The organism is Flavobacterium sandaracinum (assembly GCF_004349135.1).
Classification (GTDB): domain Bacteria; phylum Bacteroidota; class Bacteroidia; order Flavobacteriales; family Flavobacteriaceae; genus Flavobacterium; species Flavobacterium sandaracinum.
Genome location: NZ_SMFN01000024.1, coordinates 32,927 through 53,132 on the forward strand (window position 1 = coordinate 32,927; position 20,206 = coordinate 53,132).

General features: G+C 35.0%; 16 protein-coding genes. 6 read left to right on the forward strand and 10 right to left on the reverse strand.

The genetic code is table 11. The features are described 5' to 3' along the window. Window positions 1-138: 138 nt before the first annotated feature. Window positions 139-1,234, reverse strand: a protein-coding gene (prfB, locus tag E0F91_RS15430; protein WP_132067334.1) for a peptide chain release factor 2 whose coding sequence is annotated in 2 segments (ribosomal slippage) — window positions 139-1,170 and window positions 1,172-1,234 — 1,095 coding nt in all. Because the reading frame shifts where the segments join, the coding sequence is not laid out codon by codon here. Window positions 1,235-1,425: 191 nt separating this feature from the next. On the opposite strand from prfB, the gene E0F91_RS15435 reads away from it, so the two are divergent. Continuing rightward, the gene (locus tag E0F91_RS15435; RefSeq protein WP_132067335.1) at window positions 1,426-2,448 is read left to right on the forward strand and encodes a threonine aldolase family protein; all 1,023 of its coding nucleotides are present in this window, start codon (window positions 1,426-1,428) and stop codon (window positions 2,446-2,448) included. An 84-nt stretch (window positions 2,449-2,532) separates the two neighbouring features. Here E0F91_RS15435 and E0F91_RS15440 read toward each other — a convergent pair whose 3' ends face one another. Beyond that, the gene (locus E0F91_RS15440; RefSeq protein WP_132067336.1) at window positions 2,533-2,853 is read right to left on the reverse strand and encodes a YbaB/EbfC family nucleoid-associated protein; all 321 of its coding nucleotides are present in this window, start codon (window positions 2,851-2,853) and stop codon (window positions 2,533-2,535) included. Between the two features lie 145 nt (window positions 2,854-2,998). On the opposite strand from E0F91_RS15440, the gene E0F91_RS15445 reads away from it, so the two are divergent. Beyond that, window positions 2,999-5,059, forward strand: coding sequence for a S9 family peptidase (locus tag E0F91_RS15445; RefSeq protein WP_132067337.1), 2,061 nt, complete (start codon window positions 2,999-3,001; stop codon window positions 5,057-5,059). Window positions 5,060-5,128: 69 nt separating this feature from the next. Beyond that, window positions 5,129-6,169 (forward strand): cysteate synthase, encoded by a 1,041-nt coding sequence (gene capA, locus E0F91_RS15450; protein WP_132067338.1) that lies wholly within the window; start codon window positions 5,129-5,131, stop codon window positions 6,167-6,169. Between the two features lie 80 nt (window positions 6,170-6,249). Here the strand turns inward: capA and E0F91_RS15455 are convergent, their stop codons facing one another. The 6 genes from E0F91_RS15455 to E0F91_RS15480 form a co-directional block, all read right to left on the reverse strand. Then, window positions 6,250-8,322, reverse strand: coding sequence for a hypothetical protein (locus E0F91_RS15455; RefSeq protein ID WP_132067339.1), 2,073 nt, complete (start codon window positions 8,320-8,322; stop codon window positions 6,250-6,252). A 538-nt stretch (window positions 8,323-8,860) separates the two neighbouring features. After that, window positions 8,861-9,574: a YebC/PmpR family DNA-binding transcriptional regulator gene (locus E0F91_RS15460; RefSeq protein ID WP_132067340.1), complete on the reverse strand. Its 714-nt coding sequence runs from the start codon at window positions 9,572-9,574 to the stop codon at window positions 8,861-8,863. A 61-nt stretch (window positions 9,575-9,635) separates the two neighbouring features. After that, window positions 9,636-10,670: an LIC11966 family surface protein gene (locus E0F91_RS15465; protein WP_132067341.1), complete on the reverse strand. Its 1,035-nt coding sequence runs from the start codon at window positions 10,668-10,670 to the stop codon at window positions 9,636-9,638. Between the two features lie 14 nt (window positions 10,671-10,684). Next, the gene (locus E0F91_RS15470) at window positions 10,685-12,727 is read right to left on the reverse strand and encodes a S41 family peptidase (RefSeq protein WP_132067342.1); all 2,043 of its coding nucleotides are present in this window, start codon (window positions 12,725-12,727) and stop codon (window positions 10,685-10,687) included. A 6-nt stretch (window positions 12,728-12,733) separates the two neighbouring features. Beyond that, window positions 12,734-13,816 carry a glycine cleavage system aminomethyltransferase GcvT gene (gene gcvT, locus E0F91_RS15475; protein WP_132067343.1) on the reverse strand — a complete coding sequence of 361 codons (1,083 nt, stop codon included), beginning with the start codon at window positions 13,814-13,816 and terminating at the stop codon, window positions 12,734-12,736. Window positions 13,817-14,164: 348 nt separating this feature from the next. Beyond that, entirely contained in the window at window positions 14,165-15,703 is a 1,539-nt protein-coding gene (locus tag E0F91_RS15480; RefSeq protein ID WP_132067344.1) for a S10 family peptidase, read from the reverse strand. A gap of 229 nt (window positions 15,704-15,932) precedes the next feature. Between E0F91_RS15480 and E0F91_RS15485 the strand changes: the two genes are divergently transcribed. From E0F91_RS15485 to E0F91_RS15495, 3 genes are all read left to right on the forward strand, one after another. Further along, window positions 15,933-16,787, forward strand: coding sequence for an NAD(P)H-hydrate dehydratase (locus E0F91_RS15485; protein WP_132067345.1), 855 nt, complete (start codon window positions 15,933-15,935; stop codon window positions 16,785-16,787). A gap of 75 nt (window positions 16,788-16,862) precedes the next feature. After that, the gene (locus E0F91_RS15490; RefSeq protein ID WP_132067346.1) at window positions 16,863-17,657 is read left to right on the forward strand and encodes a HipA family kinase; all 795 of its coding nucleotides are present in this window, start codon (window positions 16,863-16,865) and stop codon (window positions 17,655-17,657) included. Further along, a complete protein-coding gene (locus E0F91_RS15495) occupies window positions 17,635-18,018 on the forward strand; it encodes a DUF3037 domain-containing protein (RefSeq protein ID WP_132067347.1) in 384 nt (127 codons plus the stop codon). Before E0F91_RS15490 ends, E0F91_RS15495 begins: the two co-directional genes overlap by 23 nt. A gap of 78 nt (window positions 18,019-18,096) precedes the next feature. On the opposite strand, the gene E0F91_RS15500 is transcribed toward E0F91_RS15495, so the two are convergent. Further along, window positions 18,097-19,287, reverse strand: coding sequence for a BaiN/RdsA family NAD(P)/FAD-dependent oxidoreductase (locus tag E0F91_RS15500; protein ID WP_132067348.1), 1,191 nt, complete (start codon window positions 19,285-19,287; stop codon window positions 18,097-18,099). A gap of 632 nt (window positions 19,288-19,919) precedes the next feature. Then, the coding region (locus E0F91_RS17865; RefSeq protein WP_207919052.1) for a hypothetical protein at window positions 19,920-20,206 on the reverse strand (287 nt) is incomplete at its 5' end.

Below are 20,206 nucleotides of genomic sequence, written 5' to 3' on the forward strand. Positions count from 1 at the left end.
ATGCAGCTACATTTTAGGTATACATTATCCTAAAATTTAAAAAAGGCTCCACTATTTTGATAAAAGATAGTGGAGCCTTTTTAAATAATTTAGGTCTTATTAAAGCGTAATGATTGCATTTTGAGCGATTGCACCTGATTACTCTTCTTTTTGTCCCATCATCATTAGATAGGCTTTCAAGAATTCATCAATTTCACCATTCATAACGCCATCAACATTACTGGTTTCATGACCAGTTCTAACGTCTTTGACTAATTTATAGGGTTGCATCACATAATTTCTGATTTGTGATCCCCATTCTATTTTCATTTTTCCTGCTTCGATATCCGCTCGTTGAGCCTGTTTCTTTTTTAGCTCAATTTCGTATAATTGCGACCGTAACATTTGCATGGCACGCTGTCTATTATCTTGTTGCGAGCGCGTTTCGGAACATTGTATTTGGATTCCAGTTGGTTTATGAAACAATTGTACTTTGGTTTCAACCTTATTTACATTTTGTCCTCCTGCGCCACTAGATCGCGAAGTTGTAATTTCAATGTCGGCAGGATTTATATCAATTTCGATGCTGTCATCCACAAGTGGATACACGTAAACAGAAGCAAACGAAGTATGACGCTTGGCATTACTGTCAAAAGGGGAAATACGCACCAATCGATGTACGCCATTTTCTCCTTTTAAATACCCAAAAGAATAATCGCCTTCAAATTCGAGTGTTACGGTTTTTATTCCCGCAGCTTCACCTTTCTGGAAATTCAGTTCTTTTATTTTATAACCGTACTTTTCGCCCCACATCATGTACATGCGCATGAGCATTTCGGCCCAATCACAGCTTTCAGTTCCACCGGCACCAGCGGTTATTTGCACCACTGCACTCAAAGTATCACCTTCGTCAGAAAGCATGTTCTTGAATTCGATGGCTTCAATATGCGCTTGCGTAGCGCTGTAATGTTCGTCTAATTCCTCACTTGTAAGTTCTCCTTCTTTGTAAAAATCATAGGCCAATTGCAATTCGTCCGTCATTTCGATGGCTTTATTGTAATCTTCAATCCACTTTTTTTTATTTCGAAGATTCTTTACAATGATTTCGGCATCTTTTGCGTTATTCCAAAAGTCGGGTGCAAAAGTCTTCTCTTCTTCGTTTGAAATTTCTATTAATTTGGCATCAACGTCAAAGATACCTCCTCAACGCACCAAGGCGCTCTACAATACCTTTAATCTGTTCGGTAGTTGTCATAAAATTGTATTAATTTAATAGGTCTATTTTTAATATTCATCAAAAATCCCTTTGTGTACTACAATTAGTTTAGTTTTAACGGAACTAGTTGGAATTAACAAACGGTATTGTGTAAATTTGTGGCACAAAAATAGAAAAATTTTACGCAGGGACAAGTCGTGGCTTCTCCTTATCAAAAATAAAAAAATAATATGGAAATAAATTTAGTTAGCGATACAATTACAAAGCCTTCGCGCGAAATGCTGGTATACATGTTAAACGCTGTGGTAGGGGATGATGTTTACAAACAAGATCCCACCGTGATTGAACTTGAAGCCAAAGTTGCTGAAATGTTTGGTATGGAAGCGGGGCTTTTTTTTCCGTCAGGAACGATGGCCAACCAAACTGCTATAAAATTGCACACACAGCCTGGAGAACAATTAATAGCGGATAAATATGCACATGTTTATCATTACGAAGGCGGTGGTGCTTCTTTTAACAGCGGGGTTTCCTGTTGTTTATTGGATGGAAATCGCGGAATGATTACAGCGGAGCAAGTAGCAGGAGCGATTAATGATCCGGAATTTTACCACAGTCCATTAACGAGTTTGGTTTGCGTAGAAAATACCACTAATAAAGGAGGTGGCGCTTGTTATGAACTGGAAGATTTGCAAAAAATAAAGATGGTTTGTGATGCCAATAATTTGAAATTTCACTTGGATGGGGCTCGTATTTGGAATGCTTTGGTTGCTAAAAATCAAGATCCGAAAGCGTTTGGTAAACTCTTTGATACCATTTCAGTTTGTTTGTCTAAGGGTTTGGGAGCTCCTATTGGCTCGGTGTTATTGGCTGATAAAGCTACGATTCATAGAGCTTTGCGAATTCGTAAAATATTAGGAGGCGGAATGCGTCAAGTAGGCTATTTGGCGGCAGCCGGAATTTATGCTTTAGATAACAATATAGAACGCCTTGCTGAAGATCACCGTAGAGCTAAAGAAATTGCCGAAGTATTAAAAAAGTTGAGTTGGGTAGCCTCAGTAGAACCGGTTGAAACTAATATTTTGATTTTTTCACTCGTTCCAAATTGTATCGAGAAGAACTTAATCGAATTGTTGAAACAAAAAAATATTTTAATCAGTTCAATGGGCCACGGAAAACTGCGAATTGTCACACATCTAGATTACAAAGAAGTAATGCACACGTATGTACTAGAAACACTGCAAAAGTTAGTGTAATTCTTTTTGGGAAATTTGTTTAACGTTTAAGGTTTAAAGTTTTTATCACGATCAAAAAACGTTAAACCTTAAACGTTAAACTTTTTATTTAAACAAATCTTCCATTCCAGGAATCATTGGCATATCCATTTTAGTAACGGCATCCAGTTCGCTTTGATTCATATTTGTCGCTTTTTCAATCGCTTTATTCAATACTAAAATCAAATAATCTTCCAGTTGATCTTTATCTTCTAATAGAGTGTCGTCAATAGTGATTGATTTGATAGTTCTGTTAGCTGTCAACGTAACTTTTAATAAACTATCGGTACTTTGTTCGTCAATTAGAACAGTATCTAAACGTTTTTTTGTGTCTTCTATCTTTTGTTGGGTCTCTTTAAGTTTGCCCATCATTCCCATTAAATCCATGTTTTAATTTTTTAAATTAATTTGATTTACAAAATTACTATATTGCATAGTCATAATCAATAAAATATTCATGAAAAATAAACTCATCCTCAGTTGTCTTTGTGTTATTTTTGCAGCATCAAATACTAAAATTAAAGCACAAAAAATGTCAAAAAATATTCCAACTCCAATAGCTAAAATAATTCCAAAAACATTAGAAAAACATGGTGAAAAAAGGCTAGACAATTACTTTTGGTTAAACGATAGAGAGAATCCGGAAGTCATTGATTATTTAAATCAAGAGAACACGTATTATGATGCGATGACTGCGGATACTAAAGGTTTTCAGAAAGATTTATACGAAGAAATGAAAGCCCGCATCAAGGAAGACGATCAATCGGTTCCTTATTTGTACAATGGATATTATTACATCACGCGTTTTGAAACTGGAAAAGACTATCCTATTTATTCCCGAAAAAAAGGGAATCTTGCTGCTACAGAGGAAATTTTGTTCAATTGTAATGAGCTGGCTGAAGGGCATTCGTATTTTCAATTGGGAGGTTTAAGCATAAGTCCAGATAATAAATTTGTAAGTTTTGGCACAGACATAATGGGAAGACGGATTTATACCATACAAATAAAAAATCTCGAAACGGGTGAACTGTTTTCTGAAAAGATTGAAAATGCTACCGGAAGTTCGGTATGGGCGAATGACAATAAGACTATTTTTTACACTAGGCAAGACGAAGTTACCTTGCGATCTGATAAAGTTTTCAAACATAAATTAGCTACAGATGCTGCCAATGATGTATTGGTTTTTAATGAAAAAGATGATACGTTCAACGTTTCCGTTGGGAAAGAAAAATCAAAAAAATACATTGTAATTGCATCAGGAAGCACCTTAACGACGGAGTATAGAACATTAAATTCAGATATGCCAGACGGAGAGTTTAAAGTTTTTCAGCCTAGAGTGCGTGGATTGGAATATAGTATCTCTCATTTTGGAGATTCTTTTTACATTATTACAAATAAGGACAAAGCGACTAATTTTAAGTTGATGAAAACTCCTGAAAATGCTACTGCAAAAGAAAATTGGAAAGATGTAATCGCGCACAGAAAAGATGTTTTACTAGAAGATATTGAAATTTTTAGAAATTATTTGGTCGTTGAAGAACGTTCTAATGGCTTGAATCACATTCGCATCATGCCTTGGAATGGAGAAGGAGAGTACTACTTGCCTTTTGGCAGCGAAACGTACAGCGCAAATACTACAACTAACGTAGATTTTGACACTGATATTTTGCGTTACAGTTATCAATCTTTGGCGACACCATCGTCGGTTATTGATTTTAATATGAAAACTAAGGATAAAGAAATCAAGAAAGAGCAACAAGTTCTTGGTGGCAAATTTGATAAAAATAATTATATCGAAGAGCGTGTTTGGGCTACAGCAACTGATGGAACAAAAGTGCCAATTTCAATGGTTTACCACAAAGGATTGAAAAAAGACGGAAATAATCCGGTATTGCTTTATGCGTATGGTTCGTACGGAGTGACCATGGATGCTTACTTTTCATCTACAAGATTGTCAATTTTGGATCGAGGATTTGTTTTTGCCATAGCGCACATACGTGGTGGCGAGGATTTAGGAAGAGAGTGGTATGAGGACGGTAAATTATTGAAAAAGAAAAATACTTTTACTGATTTTATCGACTGTTCTAAGTTTTTAATCAGGGAGAAATTTACTTCACCACAACATTTATATGCCGAAGGCGGTTCAGCTGGAGGTTTATTGATGGGAGCAGTAGTGAATATGGCGCCTGAATTATACAATGGGGTAATTGCTCAAGTTCCTTTTGTAGATGTAATCACTACGATGCTTGATGATACGATTCCGCTTACAACCGGAGAATATGATGAGTGGGGAAATCCAAACGAGAAAAAATCGTATGATTATATGTTATCCTATTCGCCTTATGATAATGTAAAAGCTCAAAAATATCCTAATATGTTTGTTTCAACCGGACTTCACGATTCTCAGGTGCAGTATTGGGAGCCTGCAAAGTGGGTTGCAAAGCTACGAACTCAAAAAACAAATGATACCGTTTTATATCTTAATACTAATATGGATGCCGGTCACGGTGGCGCTTCTGGTCGATTTGAAGCCCTAAAAGAATTAGCAAAGGAATATAGTTTTTTATTAGATTTAGAAGGAATTAAAAACTAATTAGTTTTTTTTTGTTAGATTTGCAACATTCGTGTTTGATGGAAAATTGCCACGACTAACTATTTTTTTATGAAAAAAGAAATAACTGCTTATAATAATGTCTTAGAATTAATAGGGAATACTCCACTTATTAAGCTAAATAAAGTTACTGAAAATTTAGTAGGAAATTTTTATGCTAAAGTAGAGGCTTTTAATCCAGGACATTCCTCAAAAGATAGAATAGCATTATACATCATTGAAGAAGCAGAGAAGAAAGGTATTTTATCTCCGGGTGATACCATAATTGAAACGACTTCCGGTAACACGGGTTTTAGTTTAGCAATGGTCAGTATCATAAAAGGCTACAACTGCATTCTTGCTGTTAGTTCTAAATCATCTAAAGATAAAATAGACATGCTTCGCAGCTTAGGTGCTAAAGTATATGTTTGTCCGGCACATGTTTCTGCTGATGATGAACGTTCGTATTATAACGTAGCCAAACGTTTGCACGAAGAAACGAAAGGCTCGGTTTATATCAATCAGTATTTTAATGAGTTAAATGTTGATGCGCATTATAAGTCTACCGGACCAGAAATTTGGAAACAAACTAATGGCGCAATTACACACTTGATCGCTTGTAGTGGTACAGGTGGAACTATTTCAGGTACAGCAAAATACCTAAAAGAACAAAATCCAAATATTAGAATTCTTGGCGTTGATGCTTTTGGTTCTGTATTGAAAAAATACCATGAAACCAGAGAATTCGATAATGATGAAATTTATCCATACAGAATAGAAGGTCTTGGAAAAAATTTAATTCCATCAGCTACAGATTTTGATATTATTGATAAGTTTATGAAAGTAACGGATGAGGAAAGCGCTCATGCCGCCCGGGAAATCACTAGAAAAGAAGGTTTATTTGTTGGATATACTTCTGGAGCAGTGATGCAAGCGATAAGACAATATGCAGAAGAAGGAGAATTTGATGAAAACAGTAATGTAATCGCAATTTTCCCGGATCACGGTTCTCGGTATATGAGTAAAGTATTTAGCGATGATTGGATGAACGAACAAGGTTTCTTTGACAGCATCAACGAAGAAGAAGTTCAAAAAATTGAAATGATAAAATAAGTTAAAAATTATAAATGAAAAAGTCCCATTTTTTGCAAATGGGACTTTTTTTTGAACTTTAAGTAAGAACTCTTTTTTATTTAATCTAAAAGTTCAGGATTATTCAGTATCAATTCAATTTTTTTAATAGTAATTGTAATCTGACTCATTTGTAATTCTATATTTCTAAAAAAGAGACTAATGTCTCTATTGACCCAGCTTTCAGAAATTACTCTTGCGCCCAAACTAATTCTTAAAATAGCACTTTCAATTTCAGTAGTATATTTTACATTAACTGCTTGTCCAATATGACATTTTTGAGCCGCAAGTCGAATGATTTCTAAAGAAGAACCTTCAAACTGATCCGATAAATCAGAATTTAATAAAGTATATAATTTTTTTACTTTATCAACAGATAAGACTTCATTGTCTTTAAAAATAAAGAAAGGAAAAATAGTACGTATGTTTCTTATTCCAAATTCTTTACTGCTGTAACTCTTGGTTTTTGTTTCATCACCATAAATAGGCTGCAAAAAAGTAGCCTCTTTTATGGAGTCATCCACAAAATTGCAAAACATCTCAATACCCATATTTCGATATAAAATAGGTGTTTTGTAATACCTGTCCATTTCAACTACAGCGGCATTCCATCGCATGTAGGAACCATAATTATAGCCGTCAGATAATTCATTGGAACAAAACCAAGAAGTCGGCCAATCAGAACGATTATAATATTGGGTTAAGCCTTTGGGTAATGTATTTTTTACAGAATGAATTAATTTATTGACACTTTTAGGTAAAATTAATGCACCGCAGTAAGGAGGACCAGTGAAGAATTTACTTCCCGTAATAGTTACAATATATCCTTTATTTAAATAATTTTGTATGTCTTTTGGATCTAATCTTAGCTGTGATCCATCGACAATTATTTGAATTGATAAGTTTTCAAGAGAATTTAGTTTTTTAATAAATTCGTCGCTCGGAGATTGATACCCCAATTTTGATTGGTCCATCGTATGTAATACAATATGCCTGCCTTGATTTTTGGTCTTAATAACGGCATCTAATACTTCCTGATCTAATTGAGCAGCAGTTTTTAAGGCACCATTTTGATCTCTAAAAGGAATTTGTATTAAATCAACCTCTCTAAAACCCTCAATTTTAGTGTCTTTTTTAATTGGATAATTTAAAGCAGTAGTATTTTCAAAATGACATCCCTTTAAGGCCGCCGCTACACCGCTGCCAGTTTCATCAGAGGCGACCAGAATATGTGTTATTTCTTTATCGGAAATAATTTGCGTTATAGCTGCTATTTGAAGCGAAGAATCAGTTCCTGATGGAGAAAAAATTATTTCACATTCCTCATTTAATTTAAAGATATGTCGCAGGTTATTTTTTAGCAATTCAGAAAACTCAATCGTAGTATTTTGAAAACCTTTTTTCAGACTATTTCTAATCAATATACTTCTCACTTTATCTGTTTTATCAAAAGCAAAATTAGAAACGCTCGAAGCCGTAGAAGAAGCAAAAGTAAATGCATCTGGTCTTGGAAATGGGCGACATCCGTATTTGTTGAGCAAATGAATCTCGTCGATATTCAATCTAAGATCTCCACCAGACATCAACATGTATTCTGTTGGTTTTGCAAGATTTTCGATAATTGCTTTCCAAGATTCTTTGATTTCAGTGTTAGCATTTTTTAAACCATGAAACGATTGGATTTCTTCGTTTATTGAGGAGTATTCAGCATTTAGATCAATATTGTTTTTAATTAAATTAATCAGAACATAATCAAGATTCTCTAATTTTTCTTTATCATCTTTCGGTAATAAATTGTAAAATATTCTGATTACTTCAAGCGCTGCAATATCACATAAAACAACATCTTTTTTCTCCGCGTTCAATGCTTTATACCATAGCTGCCATTCGATTCCATATCGTAAATAGACTAAAGCTAAAATGGGTTTGTCTAAAAAAGAGGAACCAATTATAATTGATTTGTTGGGTACAATTTTGAAAATAGCAGGTTCACTGTTGGACGTGATAATATTGATATTATTTATCTTTGGAACGGTATTAAATCTCTTCAAAATGCGAACTAAATAGTTTACATTTTCTTTTTCAAATAAACTGCTTCTTTTATATTGATTTTCAATTAGAATATTGTTTGTCATATATGTTATAATTTTAAGCGTTCCTTAGAACGATATTCTGTATCTGGAAATCTAGCATACTAACTAAAGTCATTCAACCATGGAGTATCCTTTGTAAAACATTCTCAAAAAAATGATTGTGCTCCCAATAGTTTTATGTTTCGCTTGTTGTTAGGACGTTGCATTTCGCAAAAGTTAGCAAATATAAGAAACTTGGAAGCAGTAAAAAATATTAACAAATACTCATTTGCTGAATTTTCTGTTTTTAATTAAAGTCTGTTATTTAAAAGTATAGAATCTGTAATTTAAAGGTAAACACGTATTAAAAACAGTATTTTTTAATAATTAACACTGGAAAATTTTATAAAAAAAAACAAAGGCGCGATCCTATAAATCCTAGCAATTATCTGTTTTGTGTCCAAAGTTTGTTTTCAACCGATTTAAAAATAAACTCAAAGAATACTATAAAAACGAAATAAAGAAACAACCTTTTTAATACATAAACTATCAAAAAAAACTCTAGCCTAAGCTAGAGTTTTAAGTATAATGGTAATGAAGTCTATGCCTCTTCCATAGTGTGATACACGTTCATAACGTCATCATCTTCTTCTAGTTTTTCAATTAGCTTTTCGATATCAGCTATTTCCGCTTCTGATAATTTCTTTGTGATCTGCGGAATTCTTTCAAATCCAGAAGAAAGTATTTCTAGGCCTCTGTTTTCTAATTCTTTCTGGATGGTTCCAAAACTACCAAAAGGAGCATATATCAATATACCATCTTCGTCTTCAAAAACTTCTTCAGCACCAAAATCGATTAATTCTAACTCTAATTCTTCAGGATCAATTCCGTTTGCAGGAATTCTGAAGTTGCAAGTATGATCAAACATAAATTCTACAGAACCTTGCGTTCCCATAGTCCCGTTGCATTTGTTAAAATAACTTCTGACATTAGCTACCGTTCTGTTGTTATTATCTGTGGCAGTTTCAACCAAGATTGCAATTCCATGCGGTGCATATCCTTCAAATAAAACTTCTTTATAATTGGCTGTATCTTTGTCTGTAGCTTTTTTTATGGCGCGTTCCACATTTTCTTTAGGCATATTTACTGCCTTAGAGTTTTGGATAACGGCTCTTAATCTAGAGTTGGCATCAGGATTTGGTCCGCCTTCCTTTACAGCCATTACAATATCTTTTCCAATTCTGGTAAATGCTTTGGCCATTGCTGACCAACGTTTCATTTTTCTTCCTTTTCTAAACTCAAACGCTCTTCCCATTTCTATTTCTTATTTTGAACTGCAAAAATACAGTTATTAGTTATTTTTTCAAACGTTTTTGTTAATCAATTGGAACGTGTTTCGAAATAAAATTTGTTCCGGTTACATTCCAGTTATTGATTGCGTTCGAACGCTCTGTATTGAACTTTGTATTCAGTTTGTTGTACGTTCCCACTTCTTTATTCAAGCTATTTACGAGCGTATTAAAATTATCAATTTCTGCTGTAGATCTTGCATTCGCGGCTTTGTCGTCCATAATCTTTTTGCTTTCCTGAAATTTTTGGTTCAGCATCATAAAAGCAACAACTCCTGGTGCAAATTCTAACGCCTCTTTTTTACTAAATTCCAATACTTTTTTGGTAGCATTGACCAACATTAAATCGTTTTTATACGGTTGGAATGTCTTTAGTTTATCTAATCCTTCGTTTGCATATTGTTCCAATGCATTGCTGTTTTGTTGTATGGCATTCAAATCATTTTGAGCAATCGCTTTCATTAAAACGGACTCTGTAAAATTCACTTTAAAAAAGATCAGATACAATTGGGTGTGATTTTCGAAAACCTCGTTCGATATTTTCATTTTTTTGCCCAATTCACTTTTATCTTCACCAATTTGAATTCCATATTTATTCGCAAATATTTTTTGGTTGGCATTCAATTTGTCCACTTCTTCATTGATTTTAGCATTGACTAAATCTCTAGCCATAATAAATGCTTCCATAAAGTCATAGGATTGTTCAGCAACTTCTTGCATGTTTATTATTTTGTCATACTCCTGATTCAGTTGCTTTTCAGAAATTGCCAGATACGCTAGAAGCTGGTTTCTATATTCAACATCACCTTTGTAACCCTCTTTGAGTGCTTCTATTTTTTTAGTAGCGCTTTGTATGCTTTTGACCAATGTTTTTCGAGTTACATCAATTTTACGAGCATTTTTGCTGTGTGCAACAGCCGAGGTATATTTCCAAGTTGTTCGGGAAATAATGTCGGTTTCCTTACTGATATAATTCAAATAGTCAACAGGTGTTTTGAATTCTTGAGCAGTAGCAAAAGTTGTAACAAGCAAAAGTAAGAACAAAGTAAAGGTTGGTTTCATATTTTAAAATTAGTTTATTTGGTTATTGTAGTGTAATCATGGAGTATTGCAATTGCTTCTTCTAGATAGGGACTGTTTTTTAAATTTTTAATTTTATAGGCATTGCTTTCTTGCTGAAAAGTATCGAATTTTAAGTTCTCTAAATCGTACGATGTGTTCGAAAGTGTAAAATCACTTTCACTTTCAACTATTTTTTTGACTTTTTCCCAAAGCGTGTCTATTTCATGTACATCATCAAACACATCTTTAAAAACTAATCGTGTTGGTTTTTTAGGATTGTTATAAAGTGCATTAATCTGTTCATTTGCTGTATTAATTTCACTAAAACGAACATTTGCTTGTACTCTTGTTTGGCTTAATGCTGTTAGTTGTGCGAAATAGGTTCTTGGTAAAGGACTGAATCTTGCCTTTGTAGTAATTACATCATTTTTGAAAGCTGTTTTGTAACTGATTTCGCGGGGAATAACACTGTCAAATAGTACTGGAAGCAAAATATCAGGAATAATCCCTTTTATCTGATGACTTTCACCAGTAATTCTATAAAATTTTTCAATGGTCACTTTTATAAAATCCTGTTGATTTTTCTCGTCTAATGGCAAAATAGATTGCATTGTAGCTTTACCTAATGAGGTGCTCCCAACGATAATTCCGCGATTATAATCTTGGATAGCAGCCGCAAAAAATTCGCTTGCTGAAGCGGAATTCCCATTTATCAGTACTACCAAAGGACCATTGTAAACACTACCGCGGTTAAAATCTTTCAAAATTGTTTGATTGGCTTTGCTGTCCACTAAAACCGATACAGGTCCTATGTCTATGAACATTCCTGCTAATTTGATCGCTTCTTCTATCGAACCACCGCCATTGTTTTGAAGATCTATTACTAGTCCTTTGATGTTTTCTTTTTGAAGTTTTACAATTTCTTTGGCAACATCATCGGCGCAACCTTGAACGGAATTCCCATCAAAATTGGAGTAAAAACTGGGGATATTGATATAGCCAATTTTCGATTCTTTCTCGGCAATATAACTATACACCACATTATCTGTGGCTTTCATCACTTGTTTTCTAAGAAATACAGTCGTTATAGCCCCATTTTTTTTCTGAACGGTTAATTCTATGTCAATATTGGAATCTAAGAAAATCAATTCTCCAATTTTTTCAATGGATGAACAGGAAACGGTATAACTGATTCCTTTGGTATTGGAAACTTCTAGAATAATGTCGTCTTTTTCAAACTTACCAGTCTTTGCAGCAGGTCCGCCAGGAACTATTTCTTGCACAACAATTTCCTCTTTCTCATTAAAACCTACATTTAGTCCTAACGAAAGCGTGCTGGTGGACAAACCCGACATGAAGCTGGATTTTGCAGCCAAAGAAAAATAATTAGAATGCGGGTCAAAATAAGTACAAAATAAATTCAAAAAAGTATTTTGTAATTCACTTTCTATTCGGTCTTTAGTTTCCAAAATGCTGTTTACCTGACATAAATTAGCCTCAAATAACTTTATTTTTGTTGCTTTTTCGAGAGTAGAAAAATTTTGACGTAACGAATCTAAATTTGAACTTAGCTTCGAAATATCTTCCAGAATATCATACCGAATTCTCTTTTTCCAAACGCGTTCTATATCTGTTGCAACTAGATCAAAAGCGAATTTTTTCTTCGAAAATTTTACAGAATCATTGGAATTATAATCAAGTGGTTCGTTTTGTATTTTCTCTAAAACTTTCTTTTTTCTGTTTAAAGCCAAAGTGTAAGCAGCAACAAATTCGTTCATGAACGAACAATTGTTCTGCAATATATAATTGTCCAGTTGGAGTCTGTGTTTACAAAGCTTGTCATATTCAATTTTGGTGAATAAGTTGCGGTTCGAATCCAAAGCATCCAAAAAACCATCAAAAACAAAAACCGATAAACTGTCGTCTACCGGTTTAGGTTGATAATGTACACGTTGTAATAACGCGTTCATTTTAGAAAGTGTCTCACAAGTTTTTGCGTCATTTTGACCAAAAAGTGAAAATGTTGAAAGCAAAAATGCTAGTGAAAGTTTCTTCATTTATTTTTATTTCTTGTAAAAAGGTAGTTTCACCACTTTGGCAGGAACATCATTTTTACGGATTCGGATAAAGATATCGCTCTCCAAAGCACTGTTTTCAACGGTTACATAACCCATTCCAATTCCTTTATTCATTGATGGTGACATAGTTCCCGAAGTTACAATCCCAATAACATTTCCCGTTGCATCTACAATCTCGTAATCGTGTCTTGGTACAGCGCGTTCTTGCATTTCAAAAGCAACCAGTTTTTTAGTGACACCTACTTCTTTTTGTTTTTTCAGATTTTCTGAATTCGTGAATTCTTTATTGAATTTCGTGATCCAACCCAATCCAGCTTCAAGAGGAGATGTAGTATCATTAATATCATTTCCGTACAAACAGAAACCCATTTCTAAACGCAACGTATCACGAGCAGCCAATCCAATTGGTTTAATACCAAAAGCAGCACCCGCTTCAAAAACTTTATTCCATATTTGTTCCACTTCTGAACTTTTACAATAAATTTCAAAACCTCCAGAACCGGTATAACCTGTAGCCGAAATAATTACATTTTCAATTCCAGCAAAATCACCCACTTCAAAATGATAATACGGAATCGCTGATAAATCTTTTGAGGTCAAGGATTGCATGGCTTCAACGGCTTTTGGTCCTTGAATTGCCAATAAAGAATAATCATCGGATAGGTTTTTCATCTCCACACCCAAATCATTTTGGCTCGAAATCCAATTCCAATCCTTGTCAATATTCGATGCATTTACGACTAATAAATACTGTTCGTCTTTCATTTTATATACCAGCAAATCATCTACAATTCCGCCGTCGTTGTTAGGTAAACAAGAATATTGCGCTTTTCCAACCGTTAGTGTTGAAGCATCATTCGAAGTTACTTTCTGGATTAATGCCAATGCATTTGGACCCGTTAGTAAAAATTCCCCCATGTGCGAAACGTCAAAAACACCCACAGCATTTCTAACCGTTTCATGTTCCGCATTCACTCCTTCATATAAAATTGGCATATTGTATCCGGCAAACGGAAGCATTTTTGCTCCCAAACTCTCGTGTATGTGCGTAAGTGCAGTATTTTTCATTGTGTTTTTATGTAAAATTTGAAGTTGCTAATTTATTGCTTTTTTATGGAGTGGCAAAGTCAAAGAGAAATTGATTCAAACGATTTCGAAAATCACAAATCACTTTATTAGATAATTGGTTTTAGGAGCTTTTTACTTCGTCAGTTCGCTTCGCTCGGGTCCAGCTATCCATTGCAAGTCCTCGTCTCGCCAAAAAAGGCTTGACTGTGGGCTTTCCATTTCTATCTGGGCTAGGGTATTTGTCTATTTAATTCCATTCTTCTTTAAAAACTTATTCCCGTTGACTAAACCAAAAAAGACAAATCAAAATGGGTTTGATCTGTCTTTTTTGTCTAAAACCGAACCATCTTAGTACTTAGCCGATACTCCAGTTTTGGGTAATGATTGTTTAATAAATTCTCTAATGTCTTCATTTGCCGTTTCCAAATCTTTTTTTCTTAAATACATCATGTGTCCGCTTCTGTAGCCTTTCCAACTCATTCTGTCTTTTAGTCTTCCGCTTGGATCCATTTGCCACATGTTGTATTTCGAGTTAAAATAATCGCAGGCGCCGTCATAATATCCGGACTGAACCATTACATGCAAATACGGATTTTGTGCCATGGCTTGACGTAGATTTTCTCCGGTTTTATCATTGGAATCATCCCAAGGTCTCACAGATCCAAACATATTGTATTTAAAATCCGTTTTGTAATTCAAATTATTGCGCAAATACATGTTGATGGCAGGTGTAAAAGAGTGGAGCCAAGAAGTGAGTTCTGCATTAAAATCTGGACTGTCTCCAGAATCTTTGCGATCAATTCCTTTATATCGAGAATCCAGTCTTCCCACAGTAAATCCTTTATCACGTAACAATTCTTTCCAAAAGTAATCATAAGGAACATCCAGATTATTTTGCATAACCACTTTTTCCGAAATACCGGAATAACGCGCTATTTTAGTGGCAATCTCTTTTCTTTTTTGCTCGTCAAGTGAGCCACCTTTGCTTAAAGAAGGAAGCAGTTCATTAATGGTAAAATCTTCTACTTCTGGAAGCATATCAGTCAAATCTTTATTCTGTAAATCGGGTGGCAGCATTTTATGATACCAAGCTGTCGCTGCAAAATAGGGTAGTTTCAGTGCCGCTTCAGAAGCGACTCCGCGCGCAATTCCTAATTCTGTTGGCGAAACCAAAATCACACCGTTTAAATACATCCATTCGCTGTTTTGTAATTCTAGCGCCAATCCTGAAACGCGTGTAGTACCATAGCTTTCGCCAATTAGGTATTTTGGCGAAGCCCAGCGATTGGTTCGGGATACAAATCCATTAATCCAGTCGGCAAGGTATTTAATGTCGGCATTTACACCAAAGAATTTTGTAGTTGGTATTTCTTTGCTCGTTGCTCTTGAATACGCGGTATTGACCGGATTTACAAAAACAATATCGGCAACATCCAAAATAGAATAGGGATTTTCTTTGATTCCATAAGGCTGCAAAGGATAACCTTCCTCATCAATATTTAATAAACTAGGGCCGGTGTAAGCAATTTGCATCCAAACGGAAGCTGAACCTGGACCACCGTTAAAGGAAATCACTAGTGGGCGGGAAGCACGATCTTTTATATCGGAGCGTTCATAATAGGTGTAAAACAATCCTGCAATTGCTTTTCCTTCTTCGTCCCAAACGGGCATGGTACCTGTGGTTGCTTTGTAAGAAATTTTTTGCCCTTTGATTGTTGTAGTGTGTTCTGTAACCACATTTTGATCGGGATTGAACACAAGATTTGCGGGAGAAGATTTTTCATCTTTGGCAATCCCTTTTGTTTCTTTTGATTCAGAACCAGTTTGTTGTGCGTAAGAATGATTTATAAATGCAGAGAATACTAATAAAAACAGTTTTTTTTTCATGAGATGGTTAATAGGATTTAGTTTTAGGAACAAAGTTTAAAATACTAATGTATTGTTTTTTAAAACAATGGCAAATACCGTCAGAACATATTTACGATAAATAAAGACAATTTAAAATCTACCTTTGAAAGTATGCAAGTAAATTTTTGCATATATAGATTCCGAAATTTTATTGTAGGATAAAGAATTTTCATTTAAAATGTGTAATTTTAGACAAACAAATCCTACCATGAATACCATTTTTATCGACCAAAAAGAAATTCTAAAACGTTATAAATACATTGATAAACAGACGCATAAAGGCATTCAAGGTCATGCTTTATTAATTGGTGGAAGCTATGGAAAAATAGGTTCCGTTTGTCTTTCTTCCAAAGCTGCACTAAAAACAGGTTGTGGTTTAGTGACTGCTTTTGTTCCCAAATGTGGGTATGAAATTGTTCAAATCAGTATTCCTGAAGTGATGGTTTTGACAGATGTTCAAGAAAAATTCATCTCAAATATTACCTTTGAAATTGTACCGCAAGCAATTGGAATCGGGCCAGGAATAGGACAGGAACGCTACACACAAAAAGCACTTCATGATTTCCTGAAAATCAATACGGCGCCGTTAGTCATGGATGCCGATGCATTGAATATTTTATCCCTAAATAAATCATGGCTTTCTTTATTGGCTCCAAAAACTATTATCACGCCACATCCCAAAGAATTGGAGCGATTGATAGGGACATGGAAGTCGGAGGAAGAAAAATTTGAAAAAACAAAACTCTTTTCGAAGCAATATAATTTGATTGTAGTCATGAAAGGAGCACCAACGCATACTATTGATGGCGAAACAATTTATGAAAATTCCACTGGAAATGCTGCGCTAGCAACGGCAGGAAGTGGGGATGTTTTAACTGGGATGATTACCAGTTTATTGGCCCAATCCTATGAACCCGTGAATGCGGCTATTCTGGGTGTTTATCTTCATGGTTTAACGGCTGATATAGCTTTGCCGGAAACAGGTTATCAGTCTTTTATAGCTTCAAATGTCATCGAGAATATTGGAAAAGCCTATTTGACTTTACAAAATGCTCAGAAATAGCAATAGTAGCTATAAAATCCATCCCACTTATTTGTAAGTTTGTAGCAACGCAAAAAGCGTAATTAAAATTAGATTATGGAAAATAACCCCCATCTAAGAACCGTAAATGTTACCCGATATATCACTCCTTTGCGAGAAGGTGGTTCTTTGCCTGCATTGGCTGAAGCCGATGATGATTTTAAATACGTTTTAAAATTTAAAGGTGCCGGTCATGGCGTAAAAGCCTTAATCGCCGAATTGATTGGCGGAGAAATTGCCCGTGTTTTGAAATTAAAAATTCCAGAATTGGTGTATGCTAATCTGGATGAAGCATTTGGACGCACTGAAGCGGATGAAGAAATTCAAGATTTATTACAAGGCAGTCAAGGACTTAATTTAGCATTACATTTTTTATCAGGAGCCATAAATTATGATCCCGTTGTCACTGTTGTCGATTCAAAATTAGCCTCCCAGGTGGTGTGGTTGGATGCATATATTACTAATGTAGATCGTACGTTTAGAAATACTAATATGCTGATGTGGCATAAGGAATTGTGGCTAATTGATCATGGTGCATGTTTGTATTTTCATCATTCGTGGACCAATTGGGAAAAACAGGCTCAAAGTCCTTTTGCATTGATCAAAGATCATGTATTGCTGCCACAAGCTTCTTTGTTGAAGGAAACCGATGTTTTATTCAAAAATATTTTAACAAAAGAAGTTTTGCAGTCTATTGTTAACCTTATTCCTGAGGAATGGCTCAAGTGGGAAGATAGCGAGGATGCTCCCGAAGCGCTTCGAGCGATCTATCTACGGTTTTTATTAATTCGATTGAACCATTCTGAAATTTTTATAAATGAAGCCCAAAATGCAAGAGAAACACTTATATGAGTACTCCGTAATCCGGGTTGTACCAAGGGTAGAACGCGAAGAATTCCTTAATGTGGGTATTGTTCTTTTTTGTAAAAAAGCAAAATATATAAAGGTAATTTATGCTATAAACGAGTTAAAACTCAAAATTTTTGCAAGTGAATTAGACTTGGAACAACTGCAATTAAATTTAGAAGCGTTTCAAAAAATTGGTAATGGAGCTATAACTGGTGGGCCTATCGCGCAATTTGATATTCCATCCCGTTTTCGTTGGTTAACGGCGCTTCGAAGTTCATCTATTCAAACCTCAAGACCACATCCAGGGTTGAGCGCTGATTTAGAACAAACAACCCAACGCTTATTTGAGGAAATGGTGTTATAAATAAAGGAAAATAAATTGTTAAAAGCCGTTTTGATCTAATACAAGACTTTTACAGTTAACAATAAAATAAAAAATTTATTAATGAAGGCTGTTTAAATGCTTTGCGAGATACTTGCCCATGCTAAAGCTAGCTTGAAGAAGGTAGCCTCCAGTAGGGGCGTCCCAGTCTAACATTTCGCCAATACAATAATATCGTTTCAGTTTTTTTAATTCAAAATGTTCATCCACAGCATTAAGTTGGATACCGCCTACAGTAGATATTGCCTCATTTAATAGTGCTGAACCTATAATTTCGATAGGCAGCTCTTTAATGTTTTGTGCTAATAATGCTGGATTAAGGTAGGTTTCTTTTGAAAGGTACTTTTTCAAGAGTCCAATTTGTACAGGACTTAATTTAACCTCTTTTTGCAGTGTTTCGCTTGTCTTCTTGAAGGTTGATTCTTGGATCTTTTGAAGTACAGCAGTGTAATTTAAAGAAGGCTTTAGATCGATACAAACAACGGCTTTTTGGTATTTTTGAAGTTCTTCACGGATTTGTGGACTCAACGCATATATGGCATTTCCTTCTAATCCAAAATGTGTAATGACCGCTTCGCCTTTTTGGCTTTTATTCAAACAGCTCATGGCAATATTTTTTAGCGGACTGCCTTCGTGTTCAGTAATAAAATCTTTCGGCCAATTTACATGGTAACCGCAATTAGAGGATTGAAACGGTGCTACAGGAATATTTTGCTTTTTAAATAGATCAAGCCATGACCCATCAGAGCCAGTTATTTTCCAACTGCCTCCACCAAGGGCAAAAATAGTATAATCAGATTCTATTTCAGTAGCAGTATTGAAAACGAGAGCGCCTTTCGAGGTCCAGCCCGTCCAAATGTGATTATAACGGATGTCAACAGCCTGTTTTTCAAGAACAGTTACGATTGCGTTCAATACCGTTATGGGTTTAATCCCGATTTCAGGATACACGCGTTTGCTACTGCCTACGTATGTTGGAACGCCAATGGAATCGAGCCAATTTCGAAAATCGTGATTGTCAAATTCATTTAGCGCTTCACGTAAAAAATGCGCGGGAGTATATCGTGCTATAAGTTCCTTGATGGATTCTGAATGAGTTAGATTAAAACCTCCTTTTCCAGCCACCAGAAATTTTCTTCCTACTGTTTTGTTTTTCTCATATAAAGTGACCTTAAATTTTTTGCAATCGAGCGATGCAGCGAGTATAAGTGCTGCGGGACCTCCTCCAATAATTGAAACTGATTTCTTCACGCAGCAAAAATAGGGTTTGTTTTGGCGTTTAACACGGAATCTTTTTTAAATAACTTTAAGGTAGTCAAATACTGGATTTAAATTGTGGTGCTAAAAAGTAGCTAGAAATAGTTGAAAAAGAAGTTTCGATTATAACTTGGGCGTTTCCCTCTATAAAAGAGAGGCTATTATCTAAATGGGTAGTAGCCTCTTTTTTATAAAGGGCCGGGCTATTCGCTGCAAGTCCTCGTCAAGTTGCGTTACACTTCACTTGGCTGCGGGCTTTTTGCTACTATCCCTAACGCGGGGAGTTGTATAATTGATTTAGAATTCGGTGTACCTTATATATATAGGTAGGTATAGAATGTCTTAATACAATGAGAACCGCAATAAACAAACAAGGAACAACTGCCCAAGCGATAAAAAACCCGAACCTATCTTAGATGATATTGTACTCAAGGATATAAAATCAGTATTAATCTTATCTGTGATGCTAACAAAGCGACTCAGAAAACCAATAAATATCTAAAAGGAGTCACACATCCAATCGCTGCTAGCGTGATATAATGACAAAAAAACTAGATTTTGGTCCTTTTAGCATGCTTAGCTTTGGAAAGGGAGAGGGAAGCATAAAAAACTTTTACTTTCAAAATTCACGGTTTCAGCGAGTTAAAGTTAAAGTTAAGAAAAGGATAAAAAAAGAGTTTAAAAAAGCTTGAATAACCCAATAAAGGAGTTAGTTTTGCACCCGCAACAACGGCAAACGTTCTTTTAAATACTGGCAAGCACATTAAATTAAGGTAGAAAATTTTTTTTCTAAAAACATTTAAAAAAGCTTGTGAGATTAGAAAACGGATGTTACCTTTGCACCCCGCAAAAGCGCAAAGTTCTTTGAGAGACTGGTAAGAAAAGATAAAGAAAAGAGGATTTAAATCTTCAA